15 protein-coding genes are annotated in these 16,410 nt (G+C 68.4%); 8 read left to right on the top strand and 7 right to left on the bottom strand.

Annotated features, from left to right (window positions below; genetic code table 11):
- The first annotated feature begins 6 nt into the window (after positions 1–6).
- Positions 7–1,524, top strand: a complete 1,518-nt coding sequence (locus HWX08_RS04615) for a CoA-acylating methylmalonate-semialdehyde dehydrogenase (RefSeq protein ID WP_069259840.1) — start codon at positions 7–9, stop codon at positions 1,522–1,524.
- Positions 1,525–1,674: 150 nt separating this feature from the next.
- Here the strand turns inward: HWX08_RS04615 and HWX08_RS04610 are convergent, their stop codons facing one another.
- On the bottom strand, positions 1,675–2,049 hold the full coding sequence (locus tag HWX08_RS04610; protein WP_069259841.1) for a COG4315 family predicted lipoprotein: 375 nt from the start codon (positions 2,047–2,049) through the stop codon (positions 1,675–1,677).
- Between the two features lie 552 nt (positions 2,050–2,601).
- Here HWX08_RS04610 and HWX08_RS04605 point away from each other — a divergent pair.
- On the top strand, positions 2,602–2,907 hold the full coding sequence (locus tag HWX08_RS04605) for a panthothenate synthetase (protein ID WP_174919483.1): 306 nt from the start codon (positions 2,602–2,604) through the stop codon (positions 2,905–2,907).
- Between the two features lie 96 nt (positions 2,908–3,003).
- Here the strand turns inward: HWX08_RS04605 and HWX08_RS04600 are convergent, their stop codons facing one another.
- Together HWX08_RS04600 and HWX08_RS04595 are read right to left on the bottom strand one after the other, a co-directional pair.
- Complete coding sequence (locus HWX08_RS04600) at positions 3,004–3,387, bottom strand: hypothetical protein (RefSeq protein ID WP_107313090.1); 384 nt, start codon at positions 3,385–3,387, stop codon at positions 3,004–3,006.
- A 150-nt stretch (positions 3,388–3,537) separates the two neighbouring features.
- Positions 3,538–4,338 carry a helix-turn-helix transcriptional regulator gene (locus HWX08_RS04595; RefSeq protein WP_174919482.1) on the bottom strand — a complete coding sequence of 267 codons (801 nt, stop codon included), beginning with the start codon at positions 4,336–4,338 and terminating at the stop codon, positions 3,538–3,540.
- Positions 4,339–4,470: 132 nt separating this feature from the next.
- Here HWX08_RS04595 and HWX08_RS04590 point away from each other — a divergent pair, with 132 nt between their 5' ends.
- Both HWX08_RS04590 and HWX08_RS04585 read left to right on the top strand, forming a co-directional pair.
- Positions 4,471–5,877, top strand: a complete 1,407-nt coding sequence (locus HWX08_RS04590; RefSeq protein WP_174919481.1) for an APC family permease — start codon at positions 4,471–4,473, stop codon at positions 5,875–5,877.
- A 62-nt stretch (positions 5,878–5,939) separates the two neighbouring features.
- Positions 5,940–7,049 carry a DmpA family aminopeptidase gene (locus tag HWX08_RS04585; protein ID WP_174919480.1) on the top strand — a complete coding sequence of 370 codons (1,110 nt, stop codon included), beginning with the start codon at positions 5,940–5,942 and terminating at the stop codon, positions 7,047–7,049.
- A 138-nt stretch (positions 7,050–7,187) separates the two neighbouring features.
- On the opposite strand, the gene HWX08_RS04580 is transcribed toward HWX08_RS04585, so the two are convergent.
- Together HWX08_RS04580 and HWX08_RS04575 are read right to left on the bottom strand one after the other, a co-directional pair.
- Entirely contained in the window at positions 7,188–7,400 is a 213-nt protein-coding gene (locus HWX08_RS04580; protein ID WP_069259847.1) for a hypothetical protein, read from the bottom strand.
- Between the two features lie 137 nt (positions 7,401–7,537).
- The gene (locus HWX08_RS04575) at positions 7,538–9,721 is read right to left on the bottom strand and encodes an FUSC family protein (protein ID WP_174919479.1); all 2,184 of its coding nucleotides are present in this window, start codon (positions 9,719–9,721) and stop codon (positions 7,538–7,540) included.
- Positions 9,722–9,919: 198 nt separating this feature from the next.
- Between HWX08_RS04575 and HWX08_RS04570 the strand changes: the two genes are divergently transcribed.
- Entirely contained in the window at positions 9,920–10,867 is a 948-nt protein-coding gene (locus HWX08_RS04570; protein ID WP_174919478.1) for a LysR family transcriptional regulator, read from the top strand.
- Between the two features lie 118 nt (positions 10,868–10,985).
- Here HWX08_RS04570 and HWX08_RS04565 read toward each other — a convergent pair whose 3' ends face one another.
- Together HWX08_RS04565 and HWX08_RS04560 are read right to left on the bottom strand one after the other, a co-directional pair.
- Entirely contained in the window at positions 10,986–11,288 is a 303-nt protein-coding gene (locus HWX08_RS04565; protein ID WP_069259850.1) for a DUF4148 domain-containing protein, read from the bottom strand.
- Positions 11,289–11,504: 216 nt separating this feature from the next.
- A complete protein-coding gene (locus HWX08_RS04560; protein WP_174919477.1) occupies positions 11,505–12,647 on the bottom strand; it encodes a porin in 1,143 nt (380 codons plus the stop codon).
- A 311-nt stretch (positions 12,648–12,958) separates the two neighbouring features.
- Between HWX08_RS04560 and HWX08_RS04555 the strand changes: the two genes are divergently transcribed.
- The 3 genes from HWX08_RS04555 (at position 12,959) to HWX08_RS04545 (ending at position 16,240) form a co-directional block, all read left to right on the top strand.
- Entirely contained in the window at positions 12,959–13,423 is a 465-nt protein-coding gene (locus HWX08_RS04555) for a VOC family protein (RefSeq protein ID WP_174919476.1), read from the top strand.
- Positions 13,424–13,498: 75 nt separating this feature from the next.
- Positions 13,499–14,740, top strand: a complete 1,242-nt coding sequence (codA, locus tag HWX08_RS04550; RefSeq protein ID WP_174919475.1) for a cytosine deaminase — start codon at positions 13,499–13,501, stop codon at positions 14,738–14,740.
- 165 nt (positions 14,741–14,905) lie between these two features.
- Positions 14,906–16,240 (top strand): chloride channel protein, encoded by a 1,335-nt coding sequence (locus HWX08_RS04545; RefSeq protein ID WP_174919474.1) that lies wholly within the window; start codon positions 14,906–14,908, stop codon positions 16,238–16,240.
- The last annotated feature ends 170 nt before the right edge of the window (positions 16,241–16,410 follow it).

The raw sequence follows: 16,410 nt of genomic DNA, 5'->3' as shown, positions 1-16,410 counted from the left end.
TGAACGATGAAACACGACAGCAATGTGACCTCCACCGTCGGCCACCTGATCGACGGCAAGCGCGTCGACGGCGGCAGCCGCGTCCAGCCGGTATTCGACCCGGCCACCGGTGAATCGCACAAGAGCGTCGCGCTCGCCGACAAGCTGACCGTCGAAGCCGCGATCGCGTCCGCGCAGGCCGCGTTCCCGGCGTGGCGCAACACACCGCCGCTGAAGCGCGCCCGCGTGATGAGCCGCTTCAAGACGCTGCTCGAAGAGCACGCCGACGAGCTTTGCGCACTGATCACGGCCGAGCACGGCAAGGTGCTCGCCGACGCGATGGGCGAACTGCAGCGCGGGATCGAGAACGTCGAATACGCAACCTATGTACCCGAGCTGCTGAAGGGCGAGCACAGCAAGAACGTCGGCCCCGCGATCGATTCGTGGAGCGAGTTCCAGGCGCTCGGCGTCGCGGCCGGCATCACGCCGTTCAACTTCCCGGTGATGGTGCCGCTGTGGATGTGGCCGATGGCCGTCGCGTGCGGCAACACGTTCGTGCTGAAGCCGTCGGAGCGCACGCCGTCGTCGACGCTGCGCATGGCCGAGCTCGCGCTCGAAGCCGGCCTGCCGCCGGGCGTGCTGAACGTCGTGAACGGCGACAAGGAAGCGGTCGACACGCTGCTGACCGATCCGCGCGTGAAGGCCGTGAGCTTCGTCGGCTCGACGCCGATCGCCGAATACATCTACTCGACCGGCTGCGCGCACGGCAAGCGCGTGCAGGCGCTCGGCGGCGCGAAGAACTTCGCGGTCGTGATGCCCGACGCCGACATCGGCAACGCGGTGAACGCGCTGATGGGCGCCGCGTACGGCTCGTGCGGCGAGCGCTGCATGGCGATTCCGCTCGTCGTCGCGATCGGCGACGAGACGGGCGACCAGGTCGTTGCCGGCCTGAAGGCCGAGATCGAGAAGATGAAGGTCGGCCCGGGCAATGGCGCGGGCGTCGACATGGGCCCGCTCGTCACGCAGCAGCATTTCGAGAAGGTGACGGGCTTCGTCGATGCGGGCGTGCAAGCCGGTGCGACGCTCGTCGTCGACGGCCGCAGCGTGAAGGTCGACGGTCACGACGGCGGCTACTACCTCGGCCCGTGCCTGTTCGACAACGTGAAGCCCGGGATGCCGATCTACCAGCACGAGATCTTCGGGCCGGTGCTCGGCGTGATCCGGCTGAAGTCGCTCGACGAGGCGATGGCGCTGATCGACGCGCACGAGTACGGCAACGGCACGTGCCTGTTCACGCGCGACGGCGAGGCCGCGCGCTACTTCAGCGACAACATCCAGATCGGCATGGTCGGCATCAACGTGCCGCTGCCGGTGCCGGTCGCGTACCACTCGTTCGGCGGCTGGAAGCGTTCGCTGTTCGGCGATCTGCACGCATACGGCCCGGACGCCGTGCGTTTCTATACGAAGCGCAAGACGATCACGCAGCGCTGGCCGTCGGCCGGCGTGCGCGAAGGGACGGTGTTCAGCTTCCCGTCGAACCGCTGACGCGCCACCTGACTGCCTGTGTCGTCCGCCCGCGTGGCGGCGGACGGTGCACCGCAGTCGGCGCAATCGCGAACAGGCCCGCCCGGATCGACGATCCGCGCGGGCTTTTCTGCGTCCGCGCGATGGGCGCGCAACGCGGCGGATCGACGCTTACGGCGCGACCACGTGCCACATGTCCTTGAAGTTGTCGCCGTTGCGGTCGCCCTGTTTCATGTCCTTCGAGAAGAAGTACAGCGGCTTGCCCTTGTACGCCCATTGCGGGCTGCCGTCGTCGCGCTTGACGATCGTGTAGGGGCCGACCGGAACGTCGGTCGCGCTGGCCTTGTACGGCGGCCAGAAGGATTCGCACTGGCCCGTGCACGCGCTGGTGCCGGCGTTGGGCTTGTCCTTGTCGAACGTGTAGACGGTCATCCCGTTCGCGGCGACGAGCGAACCGTTTTCGACTTTCGTGATCGAGCCTTGAGCCGACGCCGAAGCGGATGCAATGGCGAGCAGGGTGGAGCTGACGAGCAGCGCGGCTTTCATGAGGGCCTCCTGTAATCCGGTGGGCGGCCGCGATCGTACACGGGCGAGCGTGCGCCAGGATCGCGATGAATGGTGCCGGAGCACGATGCCGTCGCCGCCGGTGCGAGCGACGCAGGGTCGAATGGCGGCGAACGGGGCGCTCCATTCACGATAGGCGGTTTTTGGCGGGGCTGCGAGAAGATCGGGGGCATATCGGCCGGGCGTAGGCGTCGCGCAACGGCAGGGCGATCGCCGCCGTGCGCCGTGCCAAAACATCTGTCCCCGAAGGGCGCGCCGCGTACGCCTGTGCGTCGGCGCCTTCACGCGCGACCCGTGCGACCGGCGCGGCCGAAGCAGCCCGAGCGGCATCGCCGCGCGAGCGAAGCGAATGGCGACTTTGGCGCGGTGGCGGCTCGATCGGCGAAACGGCTCGCAGGGTCGCCCGCCAGGGTTCGCGACATCATGCCCGCGCGTCTCGAATCGGGCGGCCGGCCTGCACGGAAACGCAGCGTCGTCCGCCCGGACGCCTATGCTTGAAAGGCCCGGACCGGGCGGAGCCTATGGAGGCGGATCATGCGCATGCTTCTCAACATACGAATCCCTCACGAGCCGTTCAACACGCTGGTGCGCGACGGCAGCGTCGGCGACGTGATCGCGCGAATACTCGAATCGGCCAAGCCGGAAGCCGTGTATTTCACCGAGCAGCATGGCGGGCGCGGCGCGGTCATGATCGTCGCCATCGACGACCCATCGCAGATCCCGGCGCTCGCGGAGCCGTGGTTCCTGATGCTGAATGCGGACTGCGAGTTCCGCGTGGCGATGTTGCCGGACGATCTCCGCAACGCCGGGCTCGCGCAACTCGGTGCGAAGTGGAAATAGCCGGACGCTTGCGCATGACCGTGCGCCTGCCCGGAAACCGGGCGGGCGGCAGGGCGCGGCACCTGCGTGCCGACTATCGAGCGACTACCGGGCCGACTACGGAGCCGGCTGCGACGGCTCGACGTTCGCCGCTTGCGCGCCTTTCGGCCGCAGCATCAACAGCAGGCCGCTCAGTGCCGCCGCGGCGACCAACACGACGAAGAACCGTTCGTTCCATTGATACAGCCCATCGGGCGCCACGCCGCCTTGCGTCCCGGCCGTGCTGCCGGCTTCCAGCAAGAACGTGAAGACCGCCGGCACCGGCGCGGAGCCGAGGTAGGCGAAGAATGCGCACCGCAGCCGGCCGCGGGTCAGGATCGACCAGATGTCCTTGCCGGCCAGCCACGCGACGAGCACCACCGGCGGCACGAGCACGAGCGACGCGGCGCTGATCGCGCATAGCAGCAGCCAGCCGATTCCCACGAGCGGAATGAGTGACATGAATCGGGATTCCTGTTTTCGAGCGATCCTGTTTTTAATTGCACATCGGTATCCGCGTCACCGGATGACCGTGGCATGCGCGGCGCTTCACGGAGTGTGCCCGATTCCGTGCCGCCTGCCATCCGCCGGCGCCGATGCGCATCGATGCGCTCAGCCGGACGCACCTTCCCCCAACGCCTGGATGAAGCGCGAAAACAGCTCGGGCTGCGACGAGATGCCGAGCTTCGCGTAAAGATGCCGCCGGTGCACCTTAACCGTTTCGGGTGATATCGCGAGCCGTTCGGCAATCGCCTTCGACGAATTGCCGCGCAGCACCATGCGCGCGATCGACATTTCGCGTTCGGTCAGCACGCCCGCGCCGAAGCGCGCGAGCGCCTGCTCGACGCGCGCGCCGAGATCTGCGTCGGGCGTCGTGCGCGCCGCGTCGCCGACCAGCCGCCAGTGCTGGCGGATCGCTGCGAGCACCCACGGCATCGCGGCCGTCAGCTTGCCGAGCGGCTCGACGTCGAACCGCGTGCTTGCGCCGAGCGACAGCGACAGCAGCGTGTCGGCGTCGGGCCGTACGAGGATCTGGATCTCGTCGTCGCCCACCGCATCGCGAAAGTAGCTCAGGAAATATTCGCTCTGGCGGAACAGGTCGGGCGCGACTTCCTCGAGCCGGTAGCAGCCGTCGGCGAGCCCGTCGTGCGCGGCCTGCAGGAACGGGTCGAGCAGATACAGGCCGTTCAGGTACAGCGGCACGGGCGATGCGCTGTCGGTGCCGCCCGTGTCGTATTCGTCGAGCACGAGCGGTACGCCGTCGGGGCCGATCGCGGTCGCGAGCGCGTTGTCGAACGGCGCCATTTCATTGAGAAGCAGCACCAGGAACCGCCAGAAGCGCGGTTGGCCGAGATGATCGATTGCGCGGCCGAGCGCCTGGTGCATCGCGATTTCGGAAAAGAGACGATCCATACCACCACCGGAAGGGCGTAACACGAAGGGGGAATAGCGGTCCTGAAATTGGCTTCCTAGACTGCCACGCAATCAACCGGGCCCGAGTATGGGCGTTCAAAAATGAGCAGCATAGGAGCACAGGAGAACGAAATGGCGATGATGTCGGAATCGACGGGCCCGCTGCAAGCGGCGCCTGCCACGCAAGACGCGCCGCACGCGCTGTCGCAGACGCTCAGCGTGCGCGATGCCGTGATGATCACCGTATCGGGCGTGACGCCCGCAAGCTCGATCTTCGTGATCGCGCCGTTCGCGATCCAGCAGGCCGGCAGCGGCGCGGTGCTGTCGTTCCTGCTCGGCGGCGTGCTCGCGCTGGCGTTCGCGCTCTGTTACGCGGAGCTCAGCGCCGCGCACCGCAGTGCAGGCGGCGAATACGTCATGGCCAAGCGCGTGTTCGGCACGCTGCCCGGCTACCTGACCTTCATCACGGTGCTGTCCGTCAGCGTGTTCATCCCGGCCGTGCTCGCGAGCGGCGCCGCGCCATACCTGAACAACGCGCTCGGCACGCACTTCGGCAACCAGTCGGTCGCGCTGACGATCGTGCTGCTCAGCTACCTGCTCGGCATGCTGAACATCAAGACGAACGCGTGGATCACCGGTGCGTTCCTCGTCGTCGAGATCGGCGTGCTGATGCTGATCGCAGGCCTCGGCTTCGGTTCGCCGCATCGCGGCGCCGACGCGCTGATCGCGCCGGTCGTCGCGAGCGGCAACGCGCTCGTGCCGGCGACGCTCGCGGCCATCGTGCCGGCGATCGGCACCGCGATCTTCTGCTACAACGGCTTCGGCTCGGCCGCGTATCTCGCGGAAGACCTGCGCGGCGGCAACCGCAACGTCGCGAAGGCGGTGATCTATTCGCTGCTCGTGATCCTCGTCGTCGAACTGGTGCCGCTTACCGCCATCGTGCTCGGCGCGCCGTCGCTGACGGAACTGACGAAGAGCGCCGACCCGATCGGCTATGTCGTGCGTTCGCTCAGCAACCCGGCCGTGTCGCGGGTGGTGAGCGGCGGAATCTTCCTGTCAGTGTTCAATGCCATCATCGCGATCGTGATCACGATGGGGCGCCTGCTGTACAGCAGCGGCCGGCACGCGCTCTGGTCGCGCGCGTGCAACCGGGCATTCTCGACGATTCATCCGCGCTTCGAATCGCCGTGGCTCGCCACGATCGCGCTAGCGGTGCCGTCGGCCGGGCTCGTGTTCGTGTCGAGCCTCGACGAGCTGACCGCGTTCACGGTCGACCTGCTGCTGATGATCTACCTGGTCGTCGGGCTGGCCGCACTCGCGAGCCGGTTCGTGCGCCGCGACGTCGAGCATCATTACCGGATGCCATTGTGGCCCGTCACGCCGCTCGTCGCGGTGGTCGGCGCCGCCTATACGCTGTACACGACGCTGGCCACCGCGACGAAACCGACCGACCTGATCATCATCGGCGCGCTGCTGGTCGCCGCGCTCGCGATGTATGCGGTGTGGGCGCGCCACAGCGAAGCGTTCCGCGCGCTCTGAGCGCCGGGCCTGCCGAAGCACTGAAACACCGAACCATATCGAAAGACTGGAGGAATCACATCATGCGCACGAGGGATCTCGGCATCCGCATCGGACTCGGCACGCCGGGCCGCTTCAACGCGATCACGGACGTTGCCGGCGTGCGGGTCGGACATTGCACGCTGAACGTCGAGAACGGCGATGCATCGGTCCGCACCGGCGTCACCGTTATCGAGCCGCGCGCGGGCGCCGCGCACGATTCGCCGTGCTTCGCGGGCGTGCACGTGCTGAACGGCAACGGCGATGCGACGGGGCTCGAATGGATTCGCGAGGCCGGCCTGCTGACCACGCCGATCGCCTATACGAACACGCACAGCGTCGGCGCGGTGCGCGACGCGCTCGTCGCGAACGAGCGCGAAGCGGTGGCCGGCCGCGTGTACTGGTGCATGCCGGTCGTGATGGAAACCTACGACGGGTTGCTCAACGATATCTGGGGGCAGCACGTGAGCGCCGCGCACGTACAGCGCGCGCTGGCGGCCGCGCACTCCGGCCCGGTCGCCGAAGGCGGCGTGGGCGGCGGCACGGGGATGATCTGCCACGAGTTCAAGGGCGGCATCGGCACCGCGTCGCGCGTGCTCGCGGCCGATGCGGGCGGCTGGACCGTCGGCGCGCTCGTGCAGGCGAACTACGGCGTGCGCGAGATGCTGCGCGTGGCCGGCTACCCGGTCGGCGAGGTGCTGCGGCACGTGCCTTCCCCGTTCCGCGCGCCGAACGCGCAAGGCGAGGCCGGGATGGGCTCGATCGTCGTGACGATCGCGACCGACGCGCCGCTGCTGCCGCATCAATGCACGCGTCTCGCGCAGCGCGCGAGCGTCGGGCTCGCGCGGGTCGGCGGCGGCACCGAGGATTCGAGCGGTGACATCTTCCTCGCGTTCGCCACGGGCAACGACGGCCTGCCGACAGCGAACTACGGCAGCAAGGGCGCGCCGACCACCGGCGTGCAGATGGTCAACAACGACCATATTTCCGCGCTGTTCGTCGCGGCGGCGGAAGCGGTGGAGGAAGCGATCGTGAATGCGCTCGTCGCGGGCGGCGACGTCGAGTCGCGCGGGGCGCGGGTCGAAGGGCTGGGTCAGGCGCGCTTGCTCGATGCGTTGCGAGAGGTAGGCTGGCGGCCGGGACGCGGCGCCTGAAACGGCAAGCGCCGCTTCAATCGAAGCGGCACGAGGCGGCGCGGCGATGCGGCGCCCGGCCGGCCCGCCGCGCGCCCGCGCGTGCGATGTGTGCGACGCGGGCGATGTTGGCGTGGCCGTGACGACGCGGCGTCATGCTCAGCTGCCGAAGTAGATGTTGCAGAAGCTGACGGGGCCGACACAGGCGTTCGGGTCTTCCTGCTTCGATTGCGCACGATCGACGCGGCCGGCGGTGGCGACGGCTTCGGCGCGGTTCGCCGGTTGCTGTGCGACGTCTGCCGGCGCCGGCTGTGCATGAGCGACGGCAGCGGTGAGCGACAGGGCAACGAGGGCGAGGTGCAGCGGCTTCATTTTGGGTTCTCCTGGGTGAGTGCCAGTCTCGCTGGCAGTGAGGAAACTATAGGCTCGCACTGCTTAAAGATTAATCACCGTGGCTGTAGAGCTTATTTCCATCCGGCACAAGGATCCCGTTGCGCACGCACCGATCGTCAATCGCGGCGCCGGTTGAACGGCGCATCCTTGTCCAGCAGCGCGCTGCGCATGAAGTGCAGGCAGCCGACGATGCGCTGCATCCGGTGCCGCTCGTCGGGCACCGCATACCACGCCTGCAGCGCGTGCTGCGACGCACGGATCGCGAGATTCACCGATTTCAGCGTGCGTGCGTGGTGGCCGGGCGTCGGATCGTCGAAGAAGCGCGGCAGCGCGTGCAGCACCGCGTCGATCGAACCGGTCCAGCGCAGCATCTGCGGCGGTTTCGATTCGCGGAACGCGCTCAGTTCGTCGCGCAGGTCGATCACCGCGTGGCCGACCTCGAGCGTCGACAGCATCCAGCGCAGCGCATCGCGATGCTGTCGCGTGCGCCGCACGAGCAATGTGCGCAGTTGTGCCATCAGGTCGTGCGTGCTCGACTGGAAGCGCTGCGCGAGGCCCGCCGGTGCGCCTTCGCACGCGAGCGTGACCTGGCAGCGCAGGTCGTGCGCGATGCGGCCGGTGAGCCACGGCATGTGGGTGGGGAACACGACCGCGAACACGAGCGCGCACGCGAGCATCGCGACGACGATCGCCAGCCCGTTGTTGATCAGCACCTCGGGCGTATACGCGATCACGTTGTCCGGCCCCGCGAGCAGGCAGAAAAACACCGCGAAGCCGATTCCGTAGCCGGACAATCCCGGTCGCATCGCGAGAAACGCGCCGAGGCCGAGCACCGGCGCGAGCGCCGCGCACAACAGCGGGAAGCCGTCGATGTTCGGATACACGTAGCACAGGAACAGGTAGCCGACGGCGGTCGCGAACGCCGCGCCCACACTCATCTGCGCAACGAACTTCGGCGCGCGCGGCGACGTCGAGCTGAGCGCGCACGCGATCGCGGTGGCGATCACGGCAAGCGAGCCGCTCGGCCATTCGGACGCGAGCCAGAACGCGCTCATCGCGCCCACGGCGACGATCGTGCGCAGGAACGCGAAGCCGACGAAGAACGTATTGGTCTTCACCGCGTAATGCGTGACCGAGCGCTCGAACGCGTGATCGTCCTGGTCGAGCGACGCGTACGTATCGGCGTAGCCGAGGTATTCGCCGATGAAGCGGTAAAGCAGCTCGATCGCGGTATCGAAATCGAGCAGGCCGCCGGCCGCATGCGCCTCGATGTCCCGCCGCGATGCGCGTGCGGCCTTCGGCAACGCGCCGTGAAAGCGGCGCAGGTCCAGCAACGCGCCGGTGGCGAACGGGACGCCACGCTGCCGCTCGTCGCGCAGGGCGGCGAAGCGTTGCGCGAGTGCGTCGACGTGCGGCGCCAGCGCATCGAGGACCGCGTCCGAACCGTTCGCGCGCAGGCGCTTGACCAACTGGTGCAGCGCATGCAGCCGCGTGCACGCGTTCATGAATTCGCTGTTCAGCCGCGCGAGGCGCCGGCTGCGCGCACGAATGTGCGGATCCTCGAACGACGCGAATGCACGGTTGGCCTCGAAGCCGACGATGTCGTCGACGAAATCGGCGAAGCGCCGCTCGAAATCGCCGCGCGCGACGTCGCCCGCGAGCGCGCCGGCCGTGAACGCCGCGAACGTCGCATGGCGGGTGCCCAGCGAGCGCATCAGCGCCTTCGCGGAACTGAGCGGCAGGATCAGCGCGCTGACCGCGCCCGAGCACGCGATGCCGAGCGCGACTTCCGCGGCGCGCGTGAGCGCGGACTGGAACAGCGTCTGCGGCGTCATCACCGCCGGCAGGCCGATCAGCGCGGCCGTGTAGCCGGCGAGCACGAAGCCGTACCAGCGGAAGTGGCGGTTGCGCACCGCGAGCGCGATGCAGGTGCCGACCCACAGCGTGATGCCGGTCATGTACAGCTCGGGCTGCTGCGCGAACAGCCCGCCGAGCGCGAGCGCGGCGACGAGGCCGGCCGCCGTGCCGAGCACACGGTAGAAGCTCTTCGCGAACACCATCCCCGACAGCGGCTGCATCAGCACGAACACGGTCGTCATCGCCGTGCGCGGCTGCGACATCTCCAGGCGCATCGCGATGCCCATCGCCAGGAGCGCCGCGAACACGGTTTTAGCGAGGTGCAGCCAGATCAGCCCGTCGCTCGCGGCCCAGTCGCGCGCGGCGTCGCCGAGTGGATCGAGCCATGTTCTCCATCGTGCCGGTTCGATGGTGGGGCGCTCGATCGCAGGTTGTGGCTTCATGAGTAGGGGGCCGGTACGGGGCCGGGCGACATGCGCGGCGCGTCCGAACGGGTCCGTTCGACGGGTGAGGCGCCGATTGTAGGAGGGCGGCGCCCGCGCATTAACGCAGTTGCGGGGAAACGATAGTTGCAGCCGGAGTAACAATCTGCCGCATCGGGTGGAGGAAAATAGCGGCTCCGCTACAGGTTGCTCACAGGAATGGATACCCTACAAAACATGCGGGTGTTTTCGCGCGTCGTCGAGACGGGCAGTTTCACCGCCGCCGCGCAATCGCTGAATTCGACGACCGGCGCGATGTCGCGCGCGGTGTCGGAACTCGAGGCGCGCCTGCGCACCCGCCTGATGAACCGTTCGACGCGCCGTCTCGCGCTCACGTCGGCCGGCGAAAGCTATCTGCGGCGCTGCCGCCAGATTCTCGCCGACGTCGACCGCGCGGAAGAAGAGGCGAGCTGCGCGCACGAACGGCCGGCCGGCGTGCTGCGCATGCACAGCTTCGCGAGCGTCGGCCATCACTACGTGCTGCCCGCGCTGACGCGCTATCACGCGCAGTTCCCGGACGTGTCGATCGAGCTGTCGCTGTCGCAGCGCATGCCCGACCTGTTCGACGGGACGAGCGACATGGCCGTCGTGACCGCGTCGTCGCTGCCCGATTCGGAACTCGTGTCGCACCTGCTCGGCTCGACCTTCAGCATTCTGTGCGCGTCGCCCGACTACGTGAAACGCCACGGCGTGCCGGGCCGCCCGCAGGATCTCGCCGCGCATGCGTGCCTGACGCTGTGCACGCCCGCATTCCCGACCCACGAATGGGTGCTCGAAGGGCCCGACGGCGTCGAGCAGATCCACGTCGCGGGGCCGGTGCAGACCAATACGGCCGAATCGCTCGCGCTCGCGATTCGCGACGGCATCGGGATCGGCATGCTGCCGCTGTACTCGGCGATCGACGCGCTGCGCGACGGTACGCTCGTGCGCGTGCTGCCCGCGCATATCCTGCAGAAGATGAACGTCCATGCGCTGTATCCGTCGCGCCGTTTCGTCGACGCGAAGGTGCGGACCTGGGTCGAGATGCTGCGTGCGCAGGTGCCGGCGATGATCGCGCGCGACGTCGAGATGCTGAACGCGATCGATCGCGAACCGCAGGCCGCGTGAGCGGCGGAGCACCGGCGCATTGCCGCGTGCTTTACGCAAACCACGCAAACCACGCAAACACAACCCACGCCGCGCCCGCAAGACATCGTTCACGCGGGCGCGGTGCTGCGTCATCGCGTTACAGCGCGGGCCTGGCTGCCGCGCCCGATTCCGTTGCGGGTTCGCCGGCCGGCCCGTATGCGGCCTGCGCGGCCTTGCGTTGCGCGAGACGCTTTTCGCGGAGTCGTTCCTGCGCCGCCATGATGTCGTCCGGATAGTTGTTGAGTTCGCCGCGCGCCGGGTTGTAGCCGACCGACTCGAGATCGATCAGCTCCTGCAGCACTTGCGCGCGCGTGACGGGCGACTGTGCCGACTGGGCGAACGACAGGGCCGGTGCGGCAAGCAGAACGGCAGCGGCGGCGGTAACGACGAGCGATTTCACGAGGTTCTCCTGGAGACGGGAAAGGTGGCCGGTGCGACGCGCGATGCGTGACCCCGACCTTCGCTGGCAGTCTACGCAGCGCCCGCGCGCGCAAAAACCCCGATTCCAGGCACGCTGCCTTCCAGATGGAACAACATTCGAGCGAACTGCCCGCGGCGGCCGAACCCGCATGCGAACGCAGGTTCGCGGCCGTCGGGCGACGCGAGGTGACGCCGGTCAGAAGCGCGTGCGCATGCCGATCGTGCCGACGATCTGATTCGCGGTGCTCGATGCGCCGCCCGAGCCGTTGATGAACGCCTGGTAGCCGCGGCCCGATGCATGCTGATACATCGCTTCCGCGTAGACGTCCGTGCGGCGCGACAGCTTGTAGACGGCTTGCAGGTCGACCTGGTGCCACTTCGGATCGGTGCCGTGCCGGCTGTCGGGATTCGACACGCTGGCGTCCGTGTACACGTAGGCCGCGCCGACGCTGACGGCCGGCGTCACCGCATAGCGCACGTTCACGTCGTAATTGTTGAACGCGACCTGGCCGGTCGAGCCGAACGACCCCGTGTTGTCGTATTGCGAGCGCGTATAGACGAAGCCGACGGTGGCCGGGCCGAATCCGTAGCTGATGCCGCCGCCGTACGAACGCATGCGATCCGAGCCGATCGACCAGCCGCCCTGGTTCACGCTCTTCGCTTCGGCCGCATCGGTCGCGCCGGGGCTCGCGCTCGTCGAGCCCTTCGTGCCGTTCATCTGCAGGTACGCGCCGGCCAGCTTCAGCGGGCCGTTCGTGTAGCTCGCCGCGACGCTGTACGCGCGGTTCGCGCCGAAGCTGGTCGCGTTCGAGAACGCGTACATCGCGCCGACCTTGAAGCCCGCATAGGTGTCGCTCGTGTACTTGACCGCGTTGTTGATGCGCAGCGAGTGGTTCAGGTTGTCGTTGTCGAACGGATGCGCGAAGCCCGCATCGCCGAAGTCGCCGGCCGTGGCCGACAGCGGCGCGACGAAGTCGACCATCGTGTCGTACTGGCGGCCGAGCGTGAGCGTGCCGTAGCCGCTCCGGCTCAGGCCGACGTATGCGTGGCGGCCGAACAGCTTGCCGTCCTGCCCGAGCCCGCCGTTGTTCACGTTGAAGCCGTTCTCGAGAACGAACAGCGCCTTCAGGCCGCCGCCGAGATCCTCGGTGCCGCGAAACCCGACGCGGCTGCCGTTGACGGTGCCGCTGTTCAGGCGCCACAGCGACGCGCCGTTGGCGTTGTTGGTGTAGGCGATGCCGGCGTCGATCAGCCCGTACAGCGTGACCGAGCTTTGCGCGTAAGCGAGCGGGGCGAACAGTGCGGCGGCACATGCGCCGGCGATGAGGGTTTTTTTCAAGTCAGGGCTCCTGCGTGTGGGACTGGGAACGAAAAGTTCGGCGCAAGTGTAGGGGCGCCGTCGCCCGGCGCCGGGCCGCGATCGCGCGAGCGCTCCTTTGCGCGTCGCGCAAGAGTCCGTCACATCGCGTTCACAAAGCGCGCGAGGGCCGCGTGCGGGGCATTCGCGCCGGCGGCCCGATGCGTCGCGCGGGGCCGCCGCGCCGCGCGTGTCGCGCATCGACAACACGCGCGCCACCGGGCGCGGGAGTTGATTGCCGGCGCGGGGGCGCGGAGAATGGGCGTTCCGACGACGCCATCCGGAGACAGCCCATGACCACGCCCCGCCGTCCGTCCTTCAGTGCCGCGCTGTGCTATCGCGATCCGAAAGCCGCGCTCGACTGGCTCGAACGCGCATTCGGCTTCGAGCGCCACATCGTCGTCACGACGCCGGAAGGCGACATCGCGCATGCCGAGATGAAGTTCGGCGACGGCATCGTGATGATCGGCGGCGCGTGGGCCGATTTCATCGCGTCGCCGGAAGAAGCCGGCGATCGCAATACGCAGAGCGTCCACGTGCACCTGCCCGACGACGCGGACATCGATGCGCATTGCCAACGCGCGCGAGCCGCCGGCGCCGAGATCCTGCAGGCGCCGGCCGACCAGTTCTACGGCGAGCGCGTGTATCGCGCGCGCGATCCCGGCCGGCACGTATGGACGTTCGGCAAGCACGTGCGCGACGTGACCAACGACGAGATGACCGCCGCGACCGGCCTGACGATCGACGATTTCCGCTAGCGCGCCGAGCGCGTCGTCCGTATTCCTTTTCCCGACCACGCGGCCCTGACACGGCCGCCCTATACCCGGACCCCCATGAATCTGTTCAACGTACGCTTGCGCGGCCGCGACGGCCTGTTCACGATCGGCATCGACGGCGGCACGATCGCGCACGTCGACGCCCAGCCGGCGCCGCTCGCGCCGGCGCATGCCGACGATGTCGACGCGGGCGGGCGTCTCGCGATCCCGCCGCTCGTCGAGCCGCATATCCACCTCGACGCGGTGCTGACGGCCGGCGAGCCCGCCTGGAACATGAGCGGCACGCTGTTCGAGGGCATCGAGCGCTGGGCCGAACGCAAGGCGACGATCACGCACGAGGACACGAAGACGCGCGCCCATGCGGCGATCGGCATGCTGCGCGATCACGGGATCCAGCATGTGCGGACACACGTCGACGTCACCGATTCGACGCTGGCCGCGCTGAAGGCAATGCTGGAGGTGAAGGACGAGGCGCGCGGGCTGATCGACCTGCAGATCGTCGCGTTTCCGCAAGAGGGCATCGAATCGTTCGACGGCGGTCGCGCGCTGATGGAGCAGGCGATCGAGCTGGGCGCGGACGTCGTCGGCGGGATTCCGCATTTCGAGAACACCCGTGAGCAGGGCGTCAGCTCGATCCGTTTCCTGATGGATCTCGCGGAGCGCACCGGCTGCCTCGTCGACGTGCATTGCGACGAAACCGACGATCCGCATTCGCGTTTTCTCGAAGTGCTCGCGGAAGAAGCGCGCGTGCGCGGGATGGGCGCGCGCGTCACGGCGAGCCATACCACCGCGATGGGCTCGTACGACAACGCGTACTGCTCGAAGCTGTTCAGGCTGCTGAAGCGCGCGGGCCTGAACTTCATCTCGTGCCCCACCGAGAGCATCCACCTGCAGGGGCGCTTCGACACGTTTCCGAAGCGGCGCGGCGTCACGCGCGTCGCGGAACTCGATCGCGCGGGCATCAACGTGTGCTTCGGGCAGGATTCGATCAAGGACCCGTGGTATCCGCTCGGCAACGGCAACATCCTGCGCGTGCTCGACGCGGGCCTCCATATCTGCCACATGATGGGCTACCAGGACCTGCAGCGCTGCCTCGACTTCGTGACCGACCACAGCGCAACGACGATGCATCTCGGCGACGGCTACGGGATCGCGGCCGGGCGCCCGGCGAATCTCGTCGTGCTCGATGCGGACGGCGACTACGAAGCCGTGCGCCGGCAGGCGAAGGCCACGCTGTCGATCCGCCACGGGAAGATCATCATGCGGCGCGAACCGGAGCGCGTCACGTATCCGGCATGACGCGGGCGGCGGGCGGTCGCGGGCCGCTCGTCTTCGTTCATTCTCCGAATGCATGAGTCGATTCGAAAAATACGTTTGTCTCATGATCGGCGCCGGCCTACGATGCGGTCCTGACGACGGCGCGCGGGTTGCGCGCCGTCTTTTCGATCCCCGTTCACCGACTCCATGCGCCTCGATCTCCCGTCCGCTCCCGCCACTTCCTCGCCGTCCGCCAGCCCGTTCGCGCGCGTGGCTGTCGTCACGATCCTGACCGGCGTCGGTGCGGGCCTCGGCGGCATGCTGCTCGCGCTGCTGCTGCATGCGATCCAGCACGTCGCGTACGGCTACAGCGTCGCGCACGTGATCGGCACCGAGAGTTTCCTCAGCGGCGTCACCGCGGCCGATCCGCTGCGCCGGCTCGTGGCGCTGATCGTCTGCGGGATCGTCGCGGGCGGCGGCTGGTGGGCGCTGTACCGGTACGGCCGGCCGCTCGTCAGCATCCGCCGCGCGGTGCGCGCGGCCGATCCGAGGATGCCGTTCGTCAGCACGACGGTTCACGCGCTGCTGCAGATCGTCACCGTCGCGCTCGGCTCGCCGCTCGGCCGTGAAGTCGCACCGCGCGAGATCGGTTCGCTGCTGGCCGGGCGGCTGGCGCATGCGGCGGGGCTCACCCCGAACGATTGCCGGCTGATGGTCGCGTGCGGCGCCGGCGCGGGGCTTGCGGCCGTCTACAACGTGCCGCTCGGCGGCGCGATCTTCGTGCTCGAAGTGCTGCTCGGCACGTTCGAGCTGCGCGCGCTGATCGTGGCGCTGGCGACCTCCGCGATCGCGGCGGCCGTTGCGTGGATCGGCCTCGGCAACGAACACCAGTACACGGTGCCGCCGTTCGTGCTGAGCACGCCGCTGGTGGCATGGTCGATCGTCTGCGGGCCGCTGTTCGGTTTTGCCGCGTACGGCTTCGTGCGGCTCACGACGCGCGCTCGCGCGAATGCGCCGAAGGACGGGCGGCTGCCCGTGCTCGCGCTGGTCAATTTCGCGGTGATCGGCGTGCTCGCGATGCGGTTTCCGCAGTTGCTCGGCAACGGCAAGGGCCCTGCGTCGCTGGGTTTCGACGGCACGCTGACGATCGGCCTGGCCGCCGCGCTGCTCGTGCTGAAAGTGCTGATCGAGGCCGGCAGCCTGCGGGCCGGCGCGGAAGGCGGGCTGCTGACGCCGGGCCTCGCGAACGGCGCGCTTCTGGGCGTCGTGCTCGGCGGGCTGTGGAGCCTCGCGTGGCCGGGCGCGTCGATCGGCGGATGCGCGCTGATCGGCGCGACCGCGTTTCTGGCCGCGTCGATGCAGATGCCGATCACGGCTGTCGTGCTGCTGCTCGAATTCACGCGCGCGAATCACGACAGCCTCGTGCCGATGCTGCTGGCCGTGGCCGGCTCGCTGGTCGCGTACCGGTTCGCGCAGCGGCTGGCCGAGCGGCGCGCGAATCCGGTCTCAACCGTGACCACCCCGGCCACGTCCGTGCGCTGACGCACGCGCCTCCGTCCTTTTCACCGGCGGCGCCGCTCGGGCCGCCGGTCGTGGTTTTTCGCTCCGTTTCCCGTTCGCGCCCGCACGCGATCGCAGCCGCGCGCGCCAAAGCGCGTCCGGCGGTTCTGTGCAAGAATCCGCGCGTTTCCGCGCACCTACCCACAACGACA

The sequence above is a fragment of the Burkholderia metallica genome, from assembly GCF_902832845.1.
Classification (GTDB): domain Bacteria; phylum Pseudomonadota; class Gammaproteobacteria; order Burkholderiales; family Burkholderiaceae; genus Burkholderia; species Burkholderia metallica.
Note: the sequence above shows the minus strand (reverse complement) of the source record. Positions and strands in the feature narration are given on the sequence as shown.

Coding starts and splice junctions, on each gene's coding strand:
- HWX08_RS04615 (WP_069259840.1), top strand. CDS start 7: ATGAAACACGACAGCAATGTGACCTCCACCGTCGGCCACCTGATCGAC.
- HWX08_RS04610 (WP_069259841.1), bottom strand. CDS start 2,049: ATGAAAGCCGCGCTGCTCGTCAGCTCCACCCTGCTCGCCATTGCATCC.
- HWX08_RS04605 (WP_174919483.1), top strand. CDS start 2,602: ATGCGCATGCTTCTCAACATACGAATCCCTCACGAGCCGTTCAACACG.
- HWX08_RS04600 (WP_107313090.1), bottom strand. CDS start 3,387: ATGTCACTCATTCCGCTCGTGGGAATCGGCTGGCTGCTGCTATGCGCG.
- HWX08_RS04595 (WP_174919482.1), bottom strand. CDS start 4,338: ATGGATCGTCTCTTTTCCGAAATCGCGATGCACCAGGCGCTCGGCCGC.
- HWX08_RS04590 (WP_174919481.1), top strand. CDS start 4,471: ATGGCGATGATGTCGGAATCGACGGGCCCGCTGCAAGCGGCGCCTGCC.
- HWX08_RS04585 (WP_174919480.1), top strand. CDS start 5,940: ATGCGCACGAGGGATCTCGGCATCCGCATCGGACTCGGCACGCCGGGC.
- HWX08_RS04580 (WP_069259847.1), bottom strand. CDS start 7,400: ATGAAGCCGCTGCACCTCGCCCTCGTTGCCCTGTCGCTCACCGCTGCC.
- HWX08_RS04575 (WP_174919479.1), bottom strand. CDS start 9,721: ATGAAGCCACAACCTGCGATCGAGCGCCCCACCATCGAACCGGCACGA.
- HWX08_RS04570 (WP_174919478.1), top strand. CDS start 9,920: ATGGATACCCTACAAAACATGCGGGTGTTTTCGCGCGTCGTCGAGACG.
- HWX08_RS04555 (WP_174919476.1), top strand. CDS start 12,959: ATGACCACGCCCCGCCGTCCGTCCTTCAGTGCCGCGCTGTGCTATCGC.
- codA (WP_174919475.1), top strand. CDS start 13,499: ATGAATCTGTTCAACGTACGCTTGCGCGGCCGCGACGGCCTGTTCACG.
- HWX08_RS04545 (WP_174919474.1), top strand. CDS start 14,906: ATGCGCCTCGATCTCCCGTCCGCTCCCGCCACTTCCTCGCCGTCCGCC.